The 19,073-nt window shown below is 67.4% G+C and carries 17 protein-coding genes and 3 tRNA genes; 9 read left to right on the top strand and 11 right to left on the bottom strand.

Going from position 1 to position 19,073, the window contains the following annotated elements; genetic code table 11:
- Positions 1–16: 16 nt before the first annotated feature.
- The gene (locus NHN26_RS08990; RefSeq protein WP_253089149.1) at positions 17–595 is read left to right on the top strand and encodes an LOG family protein; all 579 of its coding nucleotides are present in this window, start codon (positions 17–19) and stop codon (positions 593–595) included.
- Here the strand turns inward: NHN26_RS08990 and rarD are convergent.
- Both rarD and NHN26_RS08980 read right to left on the bottom strand, forming a co-directional pair.
- Positions 514–1,455 (bottom strand): EamA family transporter RarD, encoded by a 942-nt coding sequence (gene rarD, locus NHN26_RS08985; protein ID WP_253089148.1) that lies wholly within the window; start codon positions 1,453–1,455, stop codon positions 514–516. The genes NHN26_RS08990 and rarD overlap by 82 nt on opposite strands.
- A 1-nt stretch (position 1,456) precedes the next feature.
- Positions 1,457–2,596, bottom strand: coding sequence for a pyridoxal phosphate-dependent aminotransferase (locus NHN26_RS08980; protein WP_253089147.1), 1,140 nt, complete (start codon positions 2,594–2,596; stop codon positions 1,457–1,459).
- A gap of 60 nt (positions 2,597–2,656) precedes the next feature.
- Here NHN26_RS08980 and NHN26_RS08975 point away from each other — a divergent pair, with 60 nt between their 5' ends.
- The 3 genes from NHN26_RS08975 (at position 2,657) to NHN26_RS08965 (ending at position 5,543) form a co-directional block, all read left to right on the top strand.
- On the top strand, positions 2,657–3,994 hold the full coding sequence (locus tag NHN26_RS08975; protein WP_253089146.1) for a M48 family metalloprotease: 1,338 nt from the start codon (positions 2,657–2,659) through the stop codon (positions 3,992–3,994).
- A complete protein-coding gene (locus tag NHN26_RS08970; protein WP_253089145.1) occupies positions 3,991–4,716 on the top strand; it encodes a DsbA family protein in 726 nt (241 codons plus the stop codon). Before NHN26_RS08975 ends, NHN26_RS08970 begins: the two co-directional genes overlap by 4 nt.
- Before the next feature lie 80 nt (positions 4,717–4,796).
- On the top strand, positions 4,797–5,543 hold the full coding sequence (locus tag NHN26_RS08965) for a DsbA family protein (protein ID WP_253089144.1): 747 nt from the start codon (positions 4,797–4,799) through the stop codon (positions 5,541–5,543).
- 82 nt (positions 5,544–5,625) lie between these two features.
- Here the strand turns inward: NHN26_RS08965 and ispG are convergent, their stop codons facing one another.
- From ispG to NHN26_RS08945, 4 genes are all read right to left on the bottom strand, one after another.
- Complete coding sequence (gene ispG, locus NHN26_RS08960; RefSeq protein ID WP_253089143.1) at positions 5,626–6,762, bottom strand: flavodoxin-dependent (E)-4-hydroxy-3-methylbut-2-enyl-diphosphate synthase; 1,137 nt, start codon at positions 6,760–6,762, stop codon at positions 5,626–5,628.
- 87 nt (positions 6,763–6,849) lie between these two features.
- Positions 6,850–8,043, bottom strand: coding sequence for a helix-turn-helix domain-containing protein (locus tag NHN26_RS08955; RefSeq protein WP_253089142.1), 1,194 nt, complete (start codon positions 8,041–8,043; stop codon positions 6,850–6,852).
- Between the two features lie 117 nt (positions 8,044–8,160).
- Complete coding sequence (gene hemA / locus NHN26_RS08950; RefSeq protein WP_253089141.1) at positions 8,161–9,384, bottom strand: 5-aminolevulinate synthase; 1,224 nt, start codon at positions 9,382–9,384, stop codon at positions 8,161–8,163.
- A gap of 456 nt (positions 9,385–9,840) precedes the next feature.
- Positions 9,841–10,440, bottom strand: coding sequence for a DUF4189 domain-containing protein (locus NHN26_RS08945; RefSeq protein ID WP_253089140.1), 600 nt, complete (start codon positions 10,438–10,440; stop codon positions 9,841–9,843).
- A gap of 109 nt (positions 10,441–10,549) precedes the next feature.
- On the opposite strand from NHN26_RS08945, the gene NHN26_RS08940 reads away from it, so the two are divergent.
- A complete protein-coding gene (locus NHN26_RS08940) occupies positions 10,550–11,923 on the top strand; it encodes a M20/M25/M40 family metallo-hydrolase (RefSeq protein ID WP_253089139.1) in 1,374 nt (457 codons plus the stop codon).
- Between the two features lie 114 nt (positions 11,924–12,037).
- On the opposite strand, the gene NHN26_RS08935 is transcribed toward NHN26_RS08940, so the two are convergent.
- From NHN26_RS08935 to NHN26_RS08915, 5 genes are all read right to left on the bottom strand, one after another.
- A complete protein-coding gene (locus NHN26_RS08935; RefSeq protein ID WP_253089138.1) occupies positions 12,038–12,262 on the bottom strand; it encodes an RND transporter in 225 nt (74 codons plus the stop codon).
- 26 nt (positions 12,263–12,288) lie between these two features.
- Positions 12,289–12,365: transfer RNA gene (locus NHN26_RS08930), tRNA-Asp, on the bottom strand.
- A gap of 30 nt (positions 12,366–12,395) precedes the next feature.
- Positions 12,396–12,472 (bottom strand) — tRNA-Asp (locus tag NHN26_RS08925).
- A gap of 110 nt (positions 12,473–12,582) precedes the next feature.
- Positions 12,583–14,280 carry an adenine deaminase gene (ade, locus tag NHN26_RS08920; protein WP_253089137.1) on the bottom strand — a complete coding sequence of 566 codons (1,698 nt, stop codon included), beginning with the start codon at positions 14,278–14,280 and terminating at the stop codon, positions 12,583–12,585.
- A gap of 70 nt (positions 14,281–14,350) precedes the next feature.
- Positions 14,351–14,426: transfer RNA gene (locus NHN26_RS08915), tRNA-Val, on the bottom strand.
- A gap of 171 nt (positions 14,427–14,597) precedes the next feature.
- Here NHN26_RS08915 and NHN26_RS08910 point away from each other — a divergent pair.
- From NHN26_RS08910 to NHN26_RS17575, 4 genes are all read left to right on the top strand, one after another.
- The gene (locus NHN26_RS08910; protein WP_253089136.1) at positions 14,598–14,807 is read left to right on the top strand and encodes a hypothetical protein; all 210 of its coding nucleotides are present in this window, start codon (positions 14,598–14,600) and stop codon (positions 14,805–14,807) included.
- Positions 14,808–15,537: 730 nt separating this feature from the next.
- Positions 15,538–16,173, top strand: a complete 636-nt coding sequence (locus tag NHN26_RS08905; protein ID WP_132696140.1) for a recombinase family protein — start codon at positions 15,538–15,540, stop codon at positions 16,171–16,173.
- A gap of 85 nt (positions 16,174–16,258) precedes the next feature.
- The gene (locus tag NHN26_RS08900) at positions 16,259–17,707 is read left to right on the top strand and encodes a class I SAM-dependent DNA methyltransferase (RefSeq protein WP_253089135.1); all 1,449 of its coding nucleotides are present in this window, start codon (positions 16,259–16,261) and stop codon (positions 17,705–17,707) included.
- Positions 17,704–19,059: a restriction endonuclease subunit S gene (locus tag NHN26_RS17575; protein WP_253089134.1), complete on the top strand. Its 1,356-nt coding sequence runs from the start codon at positions 17,704–17,706 to the stop codon at positions 19,057–19,059. The genes NHN26_RS08900 and NHN26_RS17575 overlap by 4 nt, the downstream gene beginning before the upstream one ends.
- Positions 19,060–19,073: the final 14 nt, after the last annotated feature.

The raw sequence follows: 19,073 nt of genomic DNA, 5'->3' as shown, positions 1-19,073 counted from the left end.
TGACAAGGGCCTGCCCATGACCCAGAAGCCCCCTTCGATCTGCGTCTTCTGCGGCTCGCGCGACGGGCGCGACCCGGCCCATGCCGCGGCCGCCGAAACCTTCGGGCGGGCCCTGGCCGAGGCGGGCTGGCGGCTGGTCTATGGCGCGGGCGATGTCGGTCTGATGGGGCGCGTCGCGCGCAGCGCGCAGATCGCGGGCGGGCAGACCTTTGGCGTGATCCCGGTGCATCTGTTCGACCGCGAGGTGGGCAAGCGCGACCTGACCACCTTCATCGTCACCGAGAACATGCATGAGCGCAAGAAGGTCATGTTCATGAACTCGGACGCGATCGTGGTGCTGCCCGGCGGCGCGGGCTCGCTGGACGAGTTCTTCGAGGTGCTGACCTGGCGGCAGCTGGGCCTGCATGCGAAACCGATCTTTCTGCTCTCGACCGACGGCTTCTGGAGGCCGCTGACCGCGCTGATCGACCATTTCATCGCCGAGGGCTTTGCCGAGCCCAGCCTGCGCGACTATTACGGCGTCGTGTCCGACGTGCCCGACCTGATGGAGGCCCTGCGCGCCGCCCTTTCGCCGCGCAGGCTTTCGGCCGAGTAAAGCGCCAGCGCCGCCCAGATCAGCCCGAAGGCCATGGCGTGCCATGGGGTGAACGCTTCGCGGAAAACCAGAGTTGCGACAAGGAATTGCAGCGTGGGGTTGATGTATTGCACCAACCCCACCGTGGCATAGCTGACCCGCCGCGCGGCATAGGAGAACAGGATCAGCGGCGTCGCGGTCAGGGGGCCTGCCAGCATCAGCAGCAGGCTGTCGGACAGGTCATGGCCGAAGGTGGCCAGATGGCGGCCGGTCAGCCCGGTCCAGCCCTGCGCATGCACCCCCCAGAGCCAGACCAGCGCCAGCGGCGCCAGCAGCACCACCTCGGCGGTGACGGACACCACCGGCCCCGCCGCCACGCCGCGCTTGACCAGACCGTAGATCCCGAAGGTGCCCGCCAGCGCCAGCGACACCCAGGGCGCCACCCCAAGCCCCCAGGTCAGCCCGGTGACCGCGACGCAGGCCAGCCCGACGGCCACCCATTTCGGGGCGGAATGACGCTCGCCCAGGAACAGGAAGCCCAGCGCCACGGCGACCAGCGGGAAGATGTAATAGCCAAGCGACGCCTCGACCGCATGGCCGACCTGGATCGAGTAGATGAACAGGAACCAGTTGGCCGAGATCATCAGCGCCGCCAGCGCCACCAGCGCCAGCGCGCGCGGCCGCGCCAGCAGCGCCCCGATTTCCGCCAGCCGCCCCTGCCCGGCCAGCACCAGCCCGAAGAAGACCAGAGACCAGAGCGTGCGATGGCCCAGCACCTCCTCGGGCGGGACATGGGCCAGCAGCTTGTAATACATCGAGGACAGGCCCCAGATCACGCAGGCCGCGACCATCGCCAGAACGCCCTTGCGCGCCTCCTCCACCTCAGCGCGCCGCCATGAACCGGGCGAGCCGGGCCAGCCCTTCCTCGATATCCGCGGTCGAGCGCGCATAGGAAAACCGCAGCGTGCCGGCCCCGCGCAGGGGATCGAAATCCAGCCCCGGCGTGACCGCGACCCCGGCCTTTTCAAGGATCTCGGCGGCAAAGGCGCGGCTGTCCCCGGTCAGGTCGGACACGTCGGCATAGACGTAGAACGCCCCGTCCGGCGGCGCGATCCTGGTGAAGCCCGCCTTCGGCAGCCCCTCCATCATCAGCGCGCGGTTCCGGCGGTAAACCGCCATGTTGGCCTGCAACTCGTCGGTGCAATCGAGCGCGGCCAGCGCGACCACCTGGCTGGCATGGGGGGCGCAGATGAACAGGTTCTGCACCAGCCTTTCGATCCGGCGGATGTGATCCTCGGGCACCACCATCCAGCCGACGCGCCAGCCGGTCATCGAGAAATATTTGGAGAACGAGTTGATGACATAGGTCTGATCTGTGATCTCCAGCGCAGTGACGGCTTTGCGCTCGTATTCGATGCCGTGATAGATCTCGTCCGAGATGAAGGCCGCACCCCGATCCGCACAGGCCCCGATCAGCGCGGCCAGCGCATCGCGGTCCAGCATCGTGCCCGTGGGATTGGCGGGCGAGGCGACCAGAAGCCCGTCCAGATCCGCGGGCAGATCCGCGGGCACCGGCTGGAACCGGTGCTGCGCCTCGGTGCCGATCATCACGGTTTGCAGCCCAAGCGCCTGAAGGATCGCCTTGTAGGACGGATAGCCCGGCGCGCCGATGCCGACCCGCGCGCCCACGTCGAACAGCGCGGTGAAGGCCAGCGTGAAGCCGCCCGACGAGCCCGGCGTGATCACCACCCGCTCGGGGTTCAGATCGACGCCATACCAGTCGCGGTAAAGCCGCGCGATGCGGGCGCGCAGCGCGGGCAGGCCCAGGCCCACGGTATAGCCGAGCGGCCCCGTCTCCATCGCCTGCGCCAACGCAGCCCGCGCGGCGGCGGGGGCGGGCGTGCCGGGCTGGCCGACCTCCATATGGATGATGTGCCGGCCCGCGGCCTCGGCCCGGGCGGCGGCGGCCATCACGTCCATCACGATGAAGGGATCGACATCGCCGCGGCTTGAAACCCTCATGCCCGACTCCTTAGGGTGCCTGTCATGCAGGCTTTCTTCCAGCGCGGGGGAACAACGTCAATGGCAGCCATCCGGCATGTCCTCGGGCTGACCCTGGCGCTGACCCTTGCCCTTGCCCCGCTTGTCGCCCGCGCGCAGGGCCTGATCCGCGATGCCGAGATCGAACATGCGCTGCGCCAGCTTGCCCAGCCGCTGGCCGCCGAGGCGGGGATCAGCCCCTCGGCGCTGCGCGTCCTGCTGATCGCGGATGACAGGTTGAACGCCTTTGTGGCCGACGGGCAGACGATCCTGATCAATTCGGGGCTGGTGCTGCGGCTGGAAAGCGCCGCCCAGCTTCAGGCGGTGATCGCGCACGAGATCGCGCATATCGCGAACGGCCATATCACCCGCAGGCTGACGAACATGCGCAGCGCGCAATCGGCCGCGGCCTTGGGGCTGATGATGTCGCTGGCGGTGGGGGCGGCCACCGGCAGCGGCGAGGCGAGCGCGGGGCTGGCCATGGGCACGGCCTCGTCGGCGCAACGGTTGTTCTTTGCCCATACCCGCGCCGAGGAAGCCTCGGCCGATCAGGCCGGGCTGCGCTACATGGCAAGGGCGGGTGTCGATCCGCAGGCGATGGGCGAGGTGCTGGAACTGTTCCGCGGCCAGGAGGCGCTGAGTTCAAGCCGCCAGGACCCCTATGTGCGCACCCACCCGTTGACCGCCGAGCGCATTCGCGCGCTGAAGGGATATGCCGCGGCCTATGGCGGGCAGGCCGCGGGCAACGAGACGGCGGAATACTGGTTCGCCCGCGCCAAGGGCAAGCTGGGGGCATTCCTGCAGAACCCGCGCTACACGCTCCGGCGGGCCGAGCGCGACCAGAGCGCGGTCGGGATGATGCGCCGTGCCGTCGCCCATCACCGCACGCCCGCCCCCGACAAGGCGCTGGCCGAGATGGCAAGGCTCGAGGCGGCGCGGCCGAACGATCCCTATGTGCATGAGCTCAAGGGCCAGATCCTGCTGGAATCCCGCCGCGTGGGACCCGCGGTCAATGCCTATGCCCGCGCCGCCGCGCTTGCCCCGAACGAGCCCCTGATCCTTGCAGGCCATGGCCGCGCCCTGCTGGCGCTGGAGACCGCCGAGGGCAACCGGCAGGCGCTGGCGGTGCTGGAACGGGCGCGCGGCCGCGACCCCTACGATCCGCGCATGCTGCGCGATCTGGCGCTGGCCTATGCGCGGGCAGGAAATAACGGCATGGCCTCGGTCGCGACGGCCGAACGCTATGCGCTGGGCGGGCGGATGGATACGGCCGCAACGCACGCCACGCGAGCGGCGGGGCTGTTGCCGCGCGGCTCGCCCGGATGGTTGCGGGCGCAGGACGTGCTGAGTGCCGCCGAAAGCGCGGGGCGCAAACGGTGAGGGTTGGGCTTGCGCTGGCGTTTGCCGCCCTGCCCTTGGCCGTGGCGGCATCGGAATTGGACCCCGCGGCGCGGGCGGCCTTTCGCGCCGAGATCCGCGCCTATCTGCTGGAGCATGCCGAACTGATCGACGAGGTGCTGGCCGAGGCCGAGCGGCGGCGGCAGGCAGAAGCCGTCTCGGGAGACCTTGCGCTGATCGAGGCGCATCGCGCCGCACTGTTCGACGCCCCGGATGACTGGACCGGCGGCAACCCCGAGGGCGATGTGACGGTGGTGGCCTTTGTCGATTACGCCTGCGACCGCTGCGGCCCCGCGCTTTCGGCGGCCCGCGCGCTGGCGGCAAGCGATCCGGGCCTGCGCCTTGTGGTCAAGGACGCGCCCGGCCCGGGCGGAGAGACCGCCGCGCGGTTTGCCCGGGCGGTGCTGGCGCTGGCCGGGCCTGACGCCTATGCGCGCGCGCAGGACGCGCTTTTCGCGGCGCCGGACATGCAGCCCGGCACGCTGGACGGAATCGCCCGCGCGCTGCGGCTCGACCCCGCGGCGGTCGCCGACCGGATGGCCGATCCCGGGATCGCGGCCGCCCTTGCCGTCAACCGCGCGCTTCTGGATGCGCTCGACCTTGGGACGGCGCCTGCCTATGTGTTCGAGCGCAGCCTTGTGCGGGGCGATCTGCCCGAGGTGGCGCTGGCCGCCATCGCGCAGGCGATGCGCCGCAAGAATTGAGCCGAACGGGCGAAAATGACCATTGGCCCGCGCCGCGCGATGTGCTGCAACGGGAACGACCCGGAAATGGAGATTGCCAGATGACCCGCCTGCCCGCCGCCGCCCTGCTGAGCCTTGGCCTTGCCCTGCCCGCCCAGGCCTTCGACCTTGCCGCGATGTCCGAGGCCGAGCGCGAGATGTTCCGCGCAGAGGTGCGCAGCTACCTGATGGAAAACCCCGAGGTGCTGATGGAGGCGATCGGCGTGCTGGAACAGCGCCAGGCCGAGGCGCAGACGGCGAATGACGAGGCGCTGGTCCGGGTCAACGCGGCCGAGATCTTCGAGGACGGCCATTCCTGGGTCGGTGGCAATCCCGAGGGCGACATCACGCTGGTCGAGTTCGTCGATTACCGCTGTGGCTATTGCCGCCGTGCCCATGACGACGTGGCCGAACTGGTCTCCAGCGACGGCAATATCCGCCTGGTGATGAAGGAATTCCCGATCCTGGGCGACCAGTCGGTGCTGTCCGCCCGCTTCGCCGTGGCGACGCTGCAGATCGCCGGACCGGATGCCTACGAGCGGGCGCATGACGCGCTGATCACCTTCCGCGGCAACATCACCGAGGAAAGCCTTGCGCAGCTTGCGGCCACTCTGGGGCTGGACGGCGCCGCCATCATGGGGCGCATGAATTCGCCCGAGGTCGACGCGGTGCTGGCCGCGAACCAGAGCCTTGCCCAGCGGATGCAGATCTCGGGCACGCCGACCTTCATCGTCGGGCCGCAGATGCTGCGGGGCTACATGCCGCTGGAAGGGATGCGCCAGGTCGTGGCCGGGCTCCGCGAGAACTGATCCCCGGCGCCCGCAGCGGGGGCGGGCCGGGACCATCCGGTTCTCCTGACAGCGGTCGTGGGATCGTGGCAGGCGGCGGGCGTTACTCCGCCGCCTCCGCCTCTGACGCGGCGCGGGCGGCCTCGATCTCGGCGGCCTTGCGTTCCACCTGCTCGACGATGTGCTCGATCATCTGGTCATTCGCGATCCGGTGATCCTGCTTGCCGGCGAGATAGACCATGCCATGCCCGGCCCCGCCGCCGGTGAAGCCGACATCGGTCATCAGCGCCTCGCCCGGGCCGTTCACCACGCAGCCGATGATCGACAGGCTCATCGGGGTCTTGATGTGTTCCAGCCGCTTTTCCAGCGCCTCGACGGTCTTGATCACGTCAAAGCCCTGCCGCGCGCAGGAGGGGCAGGAGATGATGTTGACGCCGCGATGGCGCAGGCCCAGCGATTTCAGGATCTCGAAGCCGACCTTGACCTCTTCGACCGGGTCGGCCGAGAGCGAGACGCGGATCGTGTCGCCGATCCCCGACCACAGCAGGTTGCCCAGCCCGATGGCCGACTTGATCGTGCCCGACACGAATCCGCCCGCCTCGGTGATGCCCAGATGGATCGGCGCATCCGTCGCCTCGGCAATGCCCTGATAGGCGGCGGCGGCAAGGAAGACGTCGGACGCCTTCACGGAAATCTTGAACTCGAAGAAATCATTGTCCTCGAGGATGCGGATATGGTCGAGCGCGCTTTCGACCATCGCCTCGGGGCAAGGCTCGCCATACTTGTCGAGCAGGTGCTTTTCCAGCGAGCCTGCATTCACCCCGATCCGCATCGAACAGCCATGATCGCGGGCGGCCGCGATGACCTCGCGCACGCGTTTCTCGTCGCCGATATTGCCCGGGTTGATCCGCAGGCAGGCCGCGCCCGCCTCGGCCGCCTCGATGCCGCGCTTGTAGTGGAAATGGATGTCGGCCACGATCGGCACCGGGCTTTCGGCGACGATCTCCTTCAGCGCCCTGGACGACCCCTCGTCGGGGATCGAGATGCGCACGATATCGGCGCCCGCCTCGGCCGCGCGCTGGACCTGCTCGATCGTGCCGCGGATGTCGGTGGTGACCGTGTTGGTCATGGTCTGAACCGAGATCGGCGCGTCGCCCCCTACGGCAACGGGCCCCACATGGATCTGGCGGGACTTGCGGCGTTCGATATGGCGCCAGGGGCGCACGGCATGCAGCGACATCGGGTTATCCTGTCCGCGGAGAGAGTGATTTCGCCCCATGGATAAAGGATTGGCCGAGTCGCCGCAACGCGCCCTGACGCGCGGGCGTCATTCGGTCCCGCTGCCGTCCCCGTTCATCGCAAGGGCCACCGCCAGATCGGGATCGGCGCCGACATTGGCGATCTGGAACCGCTCGGTCAGCGCCTCGGCGGACAGTTCGACATTCCGGGCGACCTGGGCGCCGGGGGCGGCCGGGCCGTAGGTCTGGCCGTTCACCGCGAAATAGACAGCGCCCGAATTGCCCGCCCGCAGCCGCGCCGGCTGGTCGGTGTCGGGCAGGACATAGCGTTCGCCCGCATCGAGGATCTTTTCCAGAAGGACCGATCCATCAGCCGCCGACACCCGGACCCAGGCGGGGCGGACCGCGATGATCGCCACCTCGGGCAATTGCGACTCGGCCACGACCTGCACCTGACCGGGCTTGGCAGGCTCGGGTCGGTCGGCAGAGTTGTCCGAGGCAAACCGCTGTTCGGCCGGGCGCCCGGCGACCAGAACCCCGATCTCGCCCGGATCGAGCGTGGCGATGGGGCCATCTCGCGGCACCAGGACGGGACGGTCCAGCACCTGCGGGCGGTAGAGCCGGTCCAGCGCCTCGGTCGTGGGCGGGGTCATCGGGGCTTCGGCCAGAATGGCCTCGTCGGTCGTGGCCAGCGGGCCCACATCGGCCAGAAGCCCGGGCTGGTGGTCGAGCGGGGCCAGCTTGACCTGCTGGATCTGCTGCAACACCGACCAGCCGCCATAGCCCAGCACGGCCATGAGAGCCAGCAGGACCGCCAGCGAACCGATGGCGCCGGGTTCGATCCGCGACAGGAACGCCTCGCCGCGGGGCACGAAGATGGCATTGGGATCGGCCAGCGGATCGCGCGGCTCGGCCGGCTTGCGGCGCTGCGCGAGTTTCGGCGTGGTGGCGGCCGGGCTCATGCCGTGGACGGTGGCGAAATTGCCCTCTTCGCAGAACCGCCGATACGCCCATTCCGGATCAAGCCCCAGATAGCGGGCATAGGACCGGACATAGCCCGCGATGAAGCCGGGGGTCTCGAAGGCGGTGGGATCGGCGTTCTCGATGGCGGCGATATAGGTCGCGCGGATCTTCAACTCGCGCTGCACGTCCAGAAGCGACTTGCCCAGCGTCGCGCGCTCGCCGCGCATGACGTCGCCCAGACGCAGCTCATAGGCGTCGAACCCCTTGGGTATGTCCTGAGAGCCCTCAGCCGCGATGCGCGACTGCCTGCGCCTGATCATCAAAACCGTCCCGTGCCTGCCTGTGTTGCCTCAGGTGAGGCGGCGACCCAAGGGAATCGCCGCCTTCCATATTGCAAACTATCACAAGCGCGGGAGTGCTGCACCCGCAGAACGTGATCAGGCCGTAAGCTCGGCGCGATTCAGCGCACAATGCGACCAGTATTCGTCCATCGCGCGGACCAGCAGGTCCATCTGCTCCTGCGTATGCACCGGCGAGGGCGTGAAACGCAGCCGCTCGGTGCCGCGGGGCACGGTGGGGAAGTTGATCGGCTGGACATAGATGCCGTAAAGTTCCAGCAGCTTGTCCGAGATCAGCTTGGTATGGACCGGGTCGCCCACGATCACCGGCACGATATGGCTGCCATGGTCGATCACCGGCATCCCCAGCCCCTTGAAGCGGGCCTTGAGCACGCGGGCGCGGTCCTGGTGCTTTTCGCGCAGGCGGGTGTCGCCCTTGAGGAACCGCACCGAGGCCGCAGCGCCCGCCGCCACGGCGGGCGGCAGCGAGGTCGAGAAGATGAAGCCCGGCGCGTAGGAGCGCACCGCGTCGCACATCTTGGCCGAAGCCGCGATATAGCCGCCGAACACGCCATAGGCCTTGGCCAGCGTGCCGTTGATGATGTCGATCCGGTGCATGAGGTTGTCGCGCTCGGCCACGCCGGCGCCGCGGGGGCCATACATGCCGACGGCATGCACCTCGTCGATATAGGTCAGCGCGTCGAACTCGTCGGCAAGATCGCAGATTTCCTTGATCGGGCCGAAATCGCCATCCATCGAATAGACCGATTCAAAGGCGATCAGGATCGGCCGCCCCTTCTCGATCTTCTCGAGGATTTCGCGCAGATGCGCGACATCGTTGTGGCGGAAGATGTGCTTTTCGCAACGCCCGCGCCGGATGCCCTGGATCATCGAGGCGTGGTTCAGTTCGTCCGAGACGATCACGAGGTTGGGAAACAGGACCGGCAGCGTCGAGAGCGTCGCGTCATTCGCATTGTAGGCCGAGGTGAAGACCAGCGCGGCCTCTTTCTGGTGCAGGTCGGCCAGTTCGGCCTCGAGCGCCTTGTGATAGACCGTGGTCCCCGAGATGTTGCGCGTGCCGCCCGACCCGGCGCCGGTGGCGTTCAGCGCGTCCTGCATCGCGTCCAGCACGACCGGGTGCTGGCCCATGCCCAGATAGTCGTTGCCGCACCAGACCACGATATCCTGCTGGCCGCCATCGGGACGGGTCCAGACGGCGTTGGGAAACTGGCCTTTCCGGCGCTCGATATCGATGAAGGTGCGGTAGCGCCCTTCGTCGTGCAGCCGGTTGATGGCCGTGTCCAATGCTGCGGTATAGTCCACCGGGTCTCTCCTTCGTTTCCGGACCCCCAAGGGCCTCTGGCTGACCGGCGATCGCCCCCTGCGGCGCAGGGGCCGTCCGGGTCCTCCGTTTTTTGTCGGGTGCCTTGCGGCGCCCCCCTCGTGGCTCCTGGCGCATCCTGTCGGGACACGCGGCGGCGCCGCTCCTCTTTCCCTATGCGTTCTTCTTAGCCGAAAAACGCCGTCTGTCTAACCGTGTTGCCGCGGATTTCACCCGTCCTCAGCAGTCCGTCGCCGCATTCCGCCCGCCACGCGTTCCGATCGGAAACCCCTGGACTGCGGGGCAGCGCGGCGTCGGAGATACAGCGCGATTCCGCAGGTGGGGTGGGTCGCGCGCTCCACATCTCCCTCCACTTAATGACAACCAGCATCGCCAGACTTTGACCTCTGTCAAGTAGAACTGACATGACTGCTGTCAATTGAACTGGACAGGCCGCCTCAGCGGTCCGCCACGACGACGCGGCAATCGTCGCGTCCCGATTGTCGGGCGCAGCTTGCCACCGCCTCGCGACCGGCCTCGGGTCCAGTGGCCATGGCCCAGATGCCCGTCGCGGGCGAGATCGCCAGCGCCTTGGCCCCGCGCGCCGGGCGGTAGGTCTTGCGCAGCCCTTCGCTGGCATCGGCACTGAGGCTGAGCTGCCGGGGCGCCCAGCCGATCGGGCGGATCTCGGCGACAATGACGCAACGCGGGCCGCCCTTGCGGGCCGAATCGCAACTTTTCAGCGCCGCGGCACGGGCGGAATCGACATCGTGGTAGTTCGCGGCTGCCACGGTTGCCTCTGACAGGAGCCCCTCGCCCGGGGCTGCCGCGATGGCGCCGTAATAGTTCTGCTGTGCCCCGGCGAATTCCAGCGCGGTCTGGTCCCGCGCCGTCAGGAAGTCCTGCGCGATCACCGTCACCTCGGCCCCGGACGGGTCGAAAAGCTGGGCGCGTGCCGCCTTGCCGTCCAGCGGCTCGGCCGCGCCTGCACCTGCGACAAGCACCACCGCAATCCCCAGACAGACCGCCCGCATCCGCGCCTCCGTTCCCAGGCCCATCGACCATTCGGGGGTCAGCCTAGCGCGCCGCGCCGGGCGCGGCCAGCCCTCTGGACAGCGCCCGCACCGCTGTTAGGCTCCGCCCGACCCTGCGAACCCGGAGCCCCCCATGACCCTCGACGCCGTGCTGTCCCGAATCGATGCCGACCTGCCGCATGCGCTGGACCGGCTGATGGCGCTGATGCACATCCCCTCGATCTCGACCGACCCGGCCCATGCCGCCGATTGCGCCGCCACCGCCGACTGGCTGGCCGAGGACCTGCGCGCCATTGGCTTCGACGCCCGGCCCTGCCCCACGCCCGGCCATCCGATGGTGCTGGGCAAGGGCGGCGAGACGGGGCCGCACCTGCTGTTCTATGGCCATTACGATGTCCAGCCGGTCGACCCGCTGGACTTGTGGCACCGCAACCCGTTCGAGCCCGCGATCGAGGAAACCCCGCGCGGCCGGGTGATCCGCGGGCGCGGCGCTTCCGACGACAAGGGCCAGTTGATGACCTTTGTCGAGGCTTGCCGGGCCTGGAAGGCCGTTCACGGCAGCCTGCCCGCGCGCATCACGATGTTCTTCGAGGGCGAGGAGGAATCGGGCTCGCCCTCGCTCGTGCCGTTCCTCGAACAGAATGCCGACGCGCTGAAGGCCGATATAGCGCTGATCTGCGATACCGGTCTTTTCGCCGAAGGCACGCCCGGCATCGTGACCATGCTGCGCGGGCTGGTCGGCGAGGAGGTCACGATCACGGGCCCCGCGAAGGATCTGCATTCGGGCATGTATGGCGGGGCGGCGATGAACCCGATCCGGTTGCTGGCGCGCATCATCGCCGCGCTGCATGACGCGGACGGGCGGGTGACGGTGCCCGGCTTCTATGACGGGGTGCCGGAACTGCCCGAAGAACTCGCCCGGCAATGGCAGGGCCTCGGCTTCGACGCGGGCGCGTTTCTGGGCGAGGTGGGCCTGTCGCATCCCGCCGGCGAAAAGGGGCGCACGCCGCTGGAAATGATCTGGTCGCGCCCGACCTGCGAGGTGAACGGCATATCGGGCGGCTATGCCGGGGCAGGGTTCAAGACGGTGCTGCCCGCCAGGGCCTCCGCCAAGATCAGCTTCCGCCTTGTCGGCCACCAGGACCCGCTGGCAATCCGCGAGTCGTTCCGCGCCATGGTGCGCGCCATGCTGCCGCCCGACTGCACGGTCGAGTTCCACGGCCATGGCGCCTCGCCCGCGGCGCAGATGTCGATCGCCGATCCCGCCTTCGAAAAGGCCCGCACCGCACTGTCCGCGGAATGGCCGAACCCGGCCGCCTTCATCGGCTCGGGCGGCTCGATCCCGGTGGCGGGCCATTTCAAGGAGATCCTCGGGATGGATTCGATGCTGATCGGCTTTGCCCATGCCGACGACGCGATCCACTCGCCGAACGAGAAATACGACGTCGCAAGCTTTCACAAGGGCATCCGCAGCTGGGCGCGCATCCTCGCGGCGCTGGCCGCCTGACGCGCCACCCGGACCGGGCGCGACCGCGCCGCGCCTCTGGCGCGGCGCCGGGCCCAACCGCAGGCGGCGGCGCAAGCCGCCAACGGAGGGCGGGAGCACCCCCGATACCGGCCCTCAACCCCGCCGCAGCGCCATCCGGCCCAGCTTGGCCAGAAGCAACAGCCAGGGCGCGCCGTGCAGGGCGAGATCGAAGATGTCGATGCCGCGCCGCAACTCGCCCGCGGACAGCATCCTGAGCTTTTCCCACAGGTGCGGTTCGGGCAGGAAGGGGGACAGCCCGACCGTCACGGCCAGCAGCAGCGCCAGCCAGAGCGGGACTGCATCGAGCAGGCGGGCCATGAACGCTCCGTTATCCAGGGGAGAAGTGGCGCGGTTGACGGGGCTCGAACCCGCGACCCCCGGCGTGACAGGCCGGTACTCTAACCAACTGAGCTACAACCGCGCATTTCGCGTGGGCGGATCGGACGGGCGATGGCGCGGTTGACGGGGCTCGAACCCGCGACCCCCGGCGTGACAGGCCGGTACTCTAACCAACTGAGCTACAACCGCAGCGCCGTCCGGGCGCGCCCGGCGTGAGGTGCCTTTTAGGCGGCCCTACCGGCGGCGTCAAGCGCCTCGCGACGGGAATATCGGGGCGGGTGCATCCCGGCCCGGCTGCCTCAGCCGAGGATCTCGAAGCGGTCCACGTCCACCATCCCGTGATCGGTGATCTTCAACGCGGGAATCACCGGCAGGCACAGAAAGGCCAGTTGCAGGAACGGCTCCTCGAGCGTCACGCCCAGCGACCGCGCCGCCGAGCGCAGATGGTCCAGCCGCGCCTCGACGATCTCGAAGGGCTCGAGGCTCATCAACCCCGCCACCGGCAGCGCCAGCTCGGCAAGGATCGTCCCCTGCCCCGCCACGACGAATCCGCCCTCGATCTCGGTCAGCCGGGTGACGGCGCGGGCCATGTCCTCGTCCGACATGCCGACCACGACGATATTGTGGTGGTCGTGACAGACCGTCGAGGCGATGGCCCCTTCGCCCATGCCGAAGCCGCGGACGAATCCCACCGCGATATTGCCGTTGCGGCCATGCCGTTCGACCACGGCGATCTTGGCCAGCCCGCGCGCCGGATCGGCATGCTTCTCGCCGTCTTCGGGACTGATCTGCTCGACCAGGTGCTCGGTCAGGATCTTGCCCTCGATGATGCCGATCACATGGGTCTCGGCCGTGTTCGCCGCGGCACGAAAGCTTTCGGGCGTCACCGCGGGCGCCCGGACAGAGCAGCGCCCGACCGGCGCGATCTCGTCGCGCGCGTCGAAGGCCGCGTCGTCGACCACGCGCCCGCCCGCGATCACCAGGTCCGCCCGGCATTCCGCAAGGTCACCCAACGCCACGATATCGGCCCGCCGCCCCGGCGCCAGCAGTCCGCGATCCTTCAGCCCGAACGCCTCGGCCGCCGACAGCGTGGCCGCGCGATAGACCGCCAGCGGATCGCTGCCCTGCCCGATCATCCAGCGGATCATGTGGTCGAGATGGCCGTATTCGGCGATGTCCAGCGGGTTCCGGTCATCGGTGCACAGGCACATGTAGGGCGCGGTGCGCTCGGTCAGTAGCGGGCGCAGCGCCGCCATGTCCTTGCTGACCGAGCCTTCGCGGATCAGCACGCGCAGGCCGCGCTGCAACTTCTCGCGCGCTTCCTCGGCGCTGGTCGCCTCGTGCTCGGTGCGGATACCGGCGGCGACATAGCCGTTCAGATCGCGCCCCGACAGAAGCGGCGCGTGCCCGTCGATATGGCGGCCCCGAAACGCCTCGAGCTTGGCAAGAACTTCCGGATCGCCCGCCAGGACGCCCGGATAGTTCATCATCTCGGCCAGCCCGATCACCCGGGGGTGGTCCATGAGCGGAGCGAGGTCGTCGGCCCCGATCCGCGCGCCCGCCGTCTCCATCTCGGTCGAGGGCACGCAGGAGGACAGGTTCACGCGAATGTCCATCACCGTGCGCGCGGCGGCGTCGAGGAAATAGTCTATCCCCGGCAGGCCGATCACGTTTGCGATCTCGTGCGGGTCGCAGATCGCGGTGGTCACGCCGCGCGGGCAGACGCAGCGGTCGAACTCGAAGGGGGTGACAAGGCTGCTTTCGATATGCAGATGCGTGTCGATGAAGCCCGGCACCAGCGTCAGGCCGGAAACGTCGATCACCTGCCGCCCCTCATAGGTCGCCCCGATCCCGACGATGGTCTGGCCGCAGATCGCCACGTCGCCCGGGATCATGTCGCCGGTCACAAGGTCGAACACGACGCCGCCCTGCAACACCAGATCGGCGGGGACCATGCCCCGGCCCTGGGCGATCAGATCGGACAGCGGACGGGTCATGGGGCGTCTCCTTTCGGGCCTGTTGCCCGACCCTCGCAGGGGACGGCGACAGGATCAAGACGCGGTGCCATGGTGGGCGATGAGAGACTCGAACTCCCGACATCCTCGGTGTAAACGAGGCGCTCTACCAACTGAGCTAATCGCCCGTCCCGCAGCCTTTAGACCGGCGCGGGCCGCTGCCGCAAGCCCCCGGCAGCAGAAACCCCGATATCATTCGCCCCGCGTGAACCGCCTGTTAACCAGGTCCGGCATTTCCTTGGGAATGCCCGATTTCCGCCCGAAATCGCGGGAAGGCTGGGATCAAGGAGATCACGTCGATGGCGATTGCATTCGTTCTCGTTTCCATTCTGACCGGCGCCCTGTCCACGGCTCTTGCCGCCCTTGTATGGGAGGCCGGGCTTCTGGGTGCGGTACTGTCCTACTGGCTGGGCGGGATGGCGGGCGCGATGGCGTTGTTCCTGTGGGCGGCCCTGCGCCCCGACGGCGAGACCGACCAGGGCTGCGAGCCCGACCGCATCACCGCCTGACCCACCCCGCCGCCGGTCCGACCCGCTGCAGGGTCCGGAGCCAACGCCCCTCTCCATTCCACGACCCTGCCGCTCGCCCACCGCCCGGAAACCGTCGCCAACCGGCACGGCAATGACGGTTCCCCCAGCCTTTCAGGCTTCGTCACGGGGAGCACGGGCACGCGCGTGGCAGGTTTACCCGATCAAGACCGGACAGGGCATCGCCAATCCCGCTCTGCACCACCCGTCTGCACCAATGGGGGCGGCGGAAAGCCTTCCAGCCCAAGCGCCATGTCAGATCGAGAAGGAAGGATGGTGGGTGATGAGAGATTCGAAATCTCTCGGAAGAAGCCCAGAGCGCTGATTTTAAAAGATATTTTTGCAGCCTCGTCAACGCTTGTGTACCAGCGTCCTGCACTTGCTGTCAAAGCCAAATGAGTGCGACGACGCGGGCGAGCATCAGATTCTGACGGAAAAATTCGAGCGGCCGGAAGTCGACGCTTCGATGCCGCGCTTCCCCCGGTGCCCCCTCCTGTTGACCTGACACGCGCCGACGGGATTACGGACGGCTTCGGCAACTCCCCGACAGGCAACGCGCCCAAGGCTGCTATCCCGGTGCGCCCAAACGTCCGCTAGGGTATACCCCTGCGAACACGCCTCGCAGTCACGGAAAGGGTGTCCGTAAGCCTTGACTTCGATCAACGGACAGGCATTCTAACGGACAAAACCCTTACGAACACCAGGAGGCACCATGTCCAAGACCATCCTCTACGCCCGCGTCTCGACCGCGGATCAGACCCTCAGTCACCAGAGAGCACAGGCCGAAGCGGCGGGGTTCACCATCGACACGGTTGTTGCCGATCATGGCGTCTCGGGCGTCACCACTAGGCTGGCCGACCGCCCCGAGGGCAAGCGGCTGTATGACATGCTGCGCAGGGGCGACGTTCTCGTGGTCCGTTGGGTGGATCGTCTGGGGCGCAACTATCAGGACGTCACCGACACGATCCGGCACTTCATGCGCCAGGGCGTCGTGATCCGCACCGTCATCAACAACATGACCTTCGACGGGGCCACCACAGACCCCATGCAGGAGGCCGTGAGAGACGCGCTGATCGCCTTCATGGCGGCGATGGCACAGGCACAGGCCGAGGCGACGAAGGCCGCTCAGAGAGCCGGGATAGAGGCGGCGAAGGGCGATGGCGACCGCTACCGGGGCAAGAAACCCAGCTATGACCGCGCGGCCTTCACCACGGTTCAGGACATGCTGTCCGCCGGGGCCGGGGCGTCGGAAATCGCGCGGACGGCGGGCGTGTCACGCCAGACCGTGCTGCGGATCAGGGAAGACCCGGCAAAGGCCGAGGCGGCGCTGGCCCGCTGGGGGATGTGATCCTGCGTCGCTATCTGTCTTCGTTCCTTGCCCTGACCCGGCAAATCCGGGACTACTCGCACAAACTCCTATCGGTCGGAACAGCATGTACGAGAACGCCTTCAACAGCATCGAGCGCGCCCTTCGCGCCGAGGACGGCATCGCCAACGAGCTGGACTATGTCGAACAGACCTCGTGGGTCCTGTTCCTGAAATACCTGCACGATCTGGAAAGCGAACGGCGCGACCGGGCGGAACTGGAAGGCCGCGACCATGCCCCGATCATCGACGGGCAATATCGCTGGGACCGCTGGGCCGCCCCCAGGAAGGATGGCGAATTCGACCACAACGCGGCCCTGACCGGCGACGACCTGATCCGCTTTGTCGACCGCGAGCTGTTCCCCTATCTCGGCCGCTACCACGACCGCGCGACCGGCCCGGACACCATCGAATACAAGATCGGCGAGGTGTTCACCGAACTGCGCAACAAGTTCCGCTCGGGCTACATCCTGCGCGACGTGCTGGAAATCATCGACGGGCTGCATTTCAACACCCAGGCCGACAAGCACGAGCTGTCCGCGCTCTACGAAACCCGCATCCGGCGGATGGGCAACGCGGGGCGGAACGGCGGCGAATACTACACGCCCCGCCCGCTGATCCGCGCCATGATCCGCGTGGTCGATCCGAAGATCGGCGAGACGATCTACGACGGCGCCGTCGGCTCGGCCGGGTTCCTGTGCGAAGCCTACGACTACATGCGCCGCCCCGGCATCAGCGCGACCGATTACGACACGCTGCAACGCCACACCTTCCACGGGCAGGAAAAGAAGTCGCTGGCCTATGTCATCGGCATCATGAACATGGTGCTGCACGGGATCGAGGCGCCGAACATCGTCCACACCAACTCGCTCAACGAGAACGTGATGGACATTCAGGAAAAGGACCGCCACGACATCGTCCTTGCCAATCCGCCCTTCGGCGGGGGCGAGCGGCGCGAGGTGCAGCAGAACTTTCCCATCAAGTCGGGCGAGACGGCCTATCTGTTCCTGCAACATTTCATCCGCAAGCTGCGCGCGGGCGGCCGGGCGGCAGTGGTCATCAAGAATACCTTCCTGTCCAACACCGACAATGCCAGCGTGGCGCTGCGGCGCGAGCTGCTGACCGCCTGCAACCTGCATACCGTGCTGGACTGCCCGCAGGGCACCTTTCAGGGCGCGGGGGTCAAGACCGTGGTGCTGTTCTTCGACAAGGGCGAACCGACCCGGCGCATCTGGTATTACCAGCTCGATCCGGGGCGCAGCCTGGGCAAGACGAACCCGCTGAACGACGACGACATGGCCGAATTCGTGGAACTGCAACGGGGCCGCGTGACCGGGCCGAAATCCTGGATTGTGGACGTGGCCGATGTGGACCCGGGCACCTTCGATCTGTCGGTGAAGAACCCCAACGCGCCCGAGGCATCGGCGCTGCGCAGCCCGGAAGAGATTATCGACGCGATCCTTGCCCGCGATGCCGAGACGGCGGACATCCTTGAGCGGATCAGGGGGCTGCTGTGAAGGCGGGGTGGCGGGTTGTCCCGCTGGGAGAGGTTGCCGCTGTTGGTGCCGGGAGTCCCGCCCCCCAAGACAAAGCGGATTTTGAGGGCGGTTCGCTTCCCTTCATCCGAACTTCCGACGTCGGGCAAATTCGGTTTGGCGAGATTTCTACTTCAGCAGACCTGATAAACGAGCGATGCTCCAAGAAATTGCGGCTTGTGCCAGCGGGCACGGTCCTATTCCCAAAGAGCGGCGCTTCAACATTTCTGAATCACCGTGTAATAACGACGGATGATGCCTACGTCTCAAGCCATCTTGCCACGATCACAGCTAGACCGGATCGACTGGATTCGCGCTTCCTGTTGTATGCTCTGTCGCGGCTACGGGCACAGGACTTGTTGCCTGAAAATTCCTATCCGTCACTAAATCTATCGCTGCTAAGTTCGGCCACCATCCCCATCCCGCCGCTGGACGAACAGAAGCGGATCGTTGCGGTTCTGGACGAGGCGTTCGCGGGTCTGGCCCGCGCCCGTGCCCACGCCGAAGCCAACCTCGCCGACGCGCGGGACTTCTTTCGCAGTGTCCTTCGTGACGTCTTCCGCAACGGATCGACCAAGTGGGAAACCGATCTTTCCCCGGACACGATCGGAGGGCTTGAATCGGCGTCCTCTGCACGTCGGTCCCGCGCGATCACGCAAACAGGCGGACGCGGCGCAACGCTTCGGCCCATCCCCGGCCCCTATTCGTTGGCGGTTCTGAAACCGGACGACAAACCAAGGCGCGGGTGGAGATGGACGCCTCTAACTGCACTCGCACGGCTTGAAAGCGGTCACACACCCAGCCGGAAACATCCCGAATACTGGGGCGGCGACGTGCCGTGGATCGGCATCAAGGACGCCCGCGATCACCACGGCGGCACGGTCCATGAAACGCTGGAATACACAAACGCGCTGGGTATCGAGAACTCAAGTGCCCGGGTACTTCCGGCGAACACGGTCTGCCTCTCTCGGACCGCATCGGTGGGTTACGTCACTGTCATGGGCCGGGACATGGCGACCAGCCAGGACTTCGTGAACTGGGTCTGCGGCGATGCCCTGCTGCCTGATTTCCTCAAGTACCTTTTGCTCGCGCAGGGCGACGAAATACGCCGATTTGCCAGCGGATCGGTGCACCAGACGATCTATTTTCCCGAGGTGAAGGCATTCCACATCTGCCACCCGCCGGTTGCGATCCAGCGCGAAATCTGCCGCTCCATGGAAAGGCTCTGGGAACAGGCCGAGGGGCTGATTGCGTGCTATGAAGCCAAGATCGCTGACCTCGACGCCCTGCGCCAATCCCTTCTGCAAAAGGCCTTCTCGGGCGGCCTGACCTGACCTAACCTCGCCCC

It is taken from the genome of Rhodovulum tesquicola (genome assembly GCF_024128855.1).
In the GTDB taxonomy this organism is placed as follows: Bacteria; Pseudomonadota; Alphaproteobacteria; order Rhodobacterales; family Rhodobacteraceae; genus Rhodovulum; species Rhodovulum tesquicola.
Note: the sequence above shows the minus strand (reverse complement) of the source record. Positions and strands in the feature narration are given on the sequence as shown.

Excerpts from the sequence above, each read along its gene's own strand:
- NHN26_RS08990 (WP_253089149.1), top strand. The coding sequence starts at position 17 with ATGACCCAGAAGCCCCCTTCGATCTGCGTCTTCTGCGGCTCGCGCGAC.
- NHN26_RS08980 (WP_253089147.1), bottom strand. The coding sequence starts at position 2,596 with ATGAGGGTTTCAAGCCGCGGCGATGTCGATCCCTTCATCGTGATGGAC.
- NHN26_RS08975 (WP_253089146.1), top strand. The coding sequence starts at position 2,657 with ATGGCAGCCATCCGGCATGTCCTCGGGCTGACCCTGGCGCTGACCCTT.
- NHN26_RS08965 (WP_253089144.1), top strand. The coding sequence starts at position 4,797 with ATGACCCGCCTGCCCGCCGCCGCCCTGCTGAGCCTTGGCCTTGCCCTG.
- ispG (WP_253089143.1), bottom strand. The coding sequence starts at position 6,762 with ATGTCGCTGCATGCCGTGCGCCCCTGGCGCCATATCGAACGCCGCAAG.
- NHN26_RS08955 (WP_253089142.1), bottom strand. The coding sequence starts at position 8,043 with ATGATCAGGCGCAGGCAGTCGCGCATCGCGGCTGAGGGCTCTCAGGAC.
- NHN26_RS08945 (WP_253089140.1), bottom strand. The coding sequence starts at position 10,440 with ATGGGCCTGGGAACGGAGGCGCGGATGCGGGCGGTCTGTCTGGGGATT.
- NHN26_RS08940 (WP_253089139.1), top strand. The coding sequence starts at position 10,550 with ATGACCCTCGACGCCGTGCTGTCCCGAATCGATGCCGACCTGCCGCAT.
- NHN26_RS08935 (WP_253089138.1), bottom strand. The coding sequence starts at position 12,262 with ATGGCCCGCCTGCTCGATGCAGTCCCGCTCTGGCTGGCGCTGCTGCTG.
- ade (WP_253089137.1), bottom strand. The coding sequence starts at position 14,280 with ATGACCCGTCCGCTGTCCGATCTGATCGCCCAGGGCCGGGGCATGGTC.
- NHN26_RS08910 (WP_253089136.1), top strand. The coding sequence starts at position 14,598 with ATGGCGATTGCATTCGTTCTCGTTTCCATTCTGACCGGCGCCCTGTCC.
- NHN26_RS08905 (WP_132696140.1), top strand. The coding sequence starts at position 15,538 with ATGTCCAAGACCATCCTCTACGCCCGCGTCTCGACCGCGGATCAGACC.
- NHN26_RS08900 (WP_253089135.1), top strand. The coding sequence starts at position 16,259 with ATGTACGAGAACGCCTTCAACAGCATCGAGCGCGCCCTTCGCGCCGAG.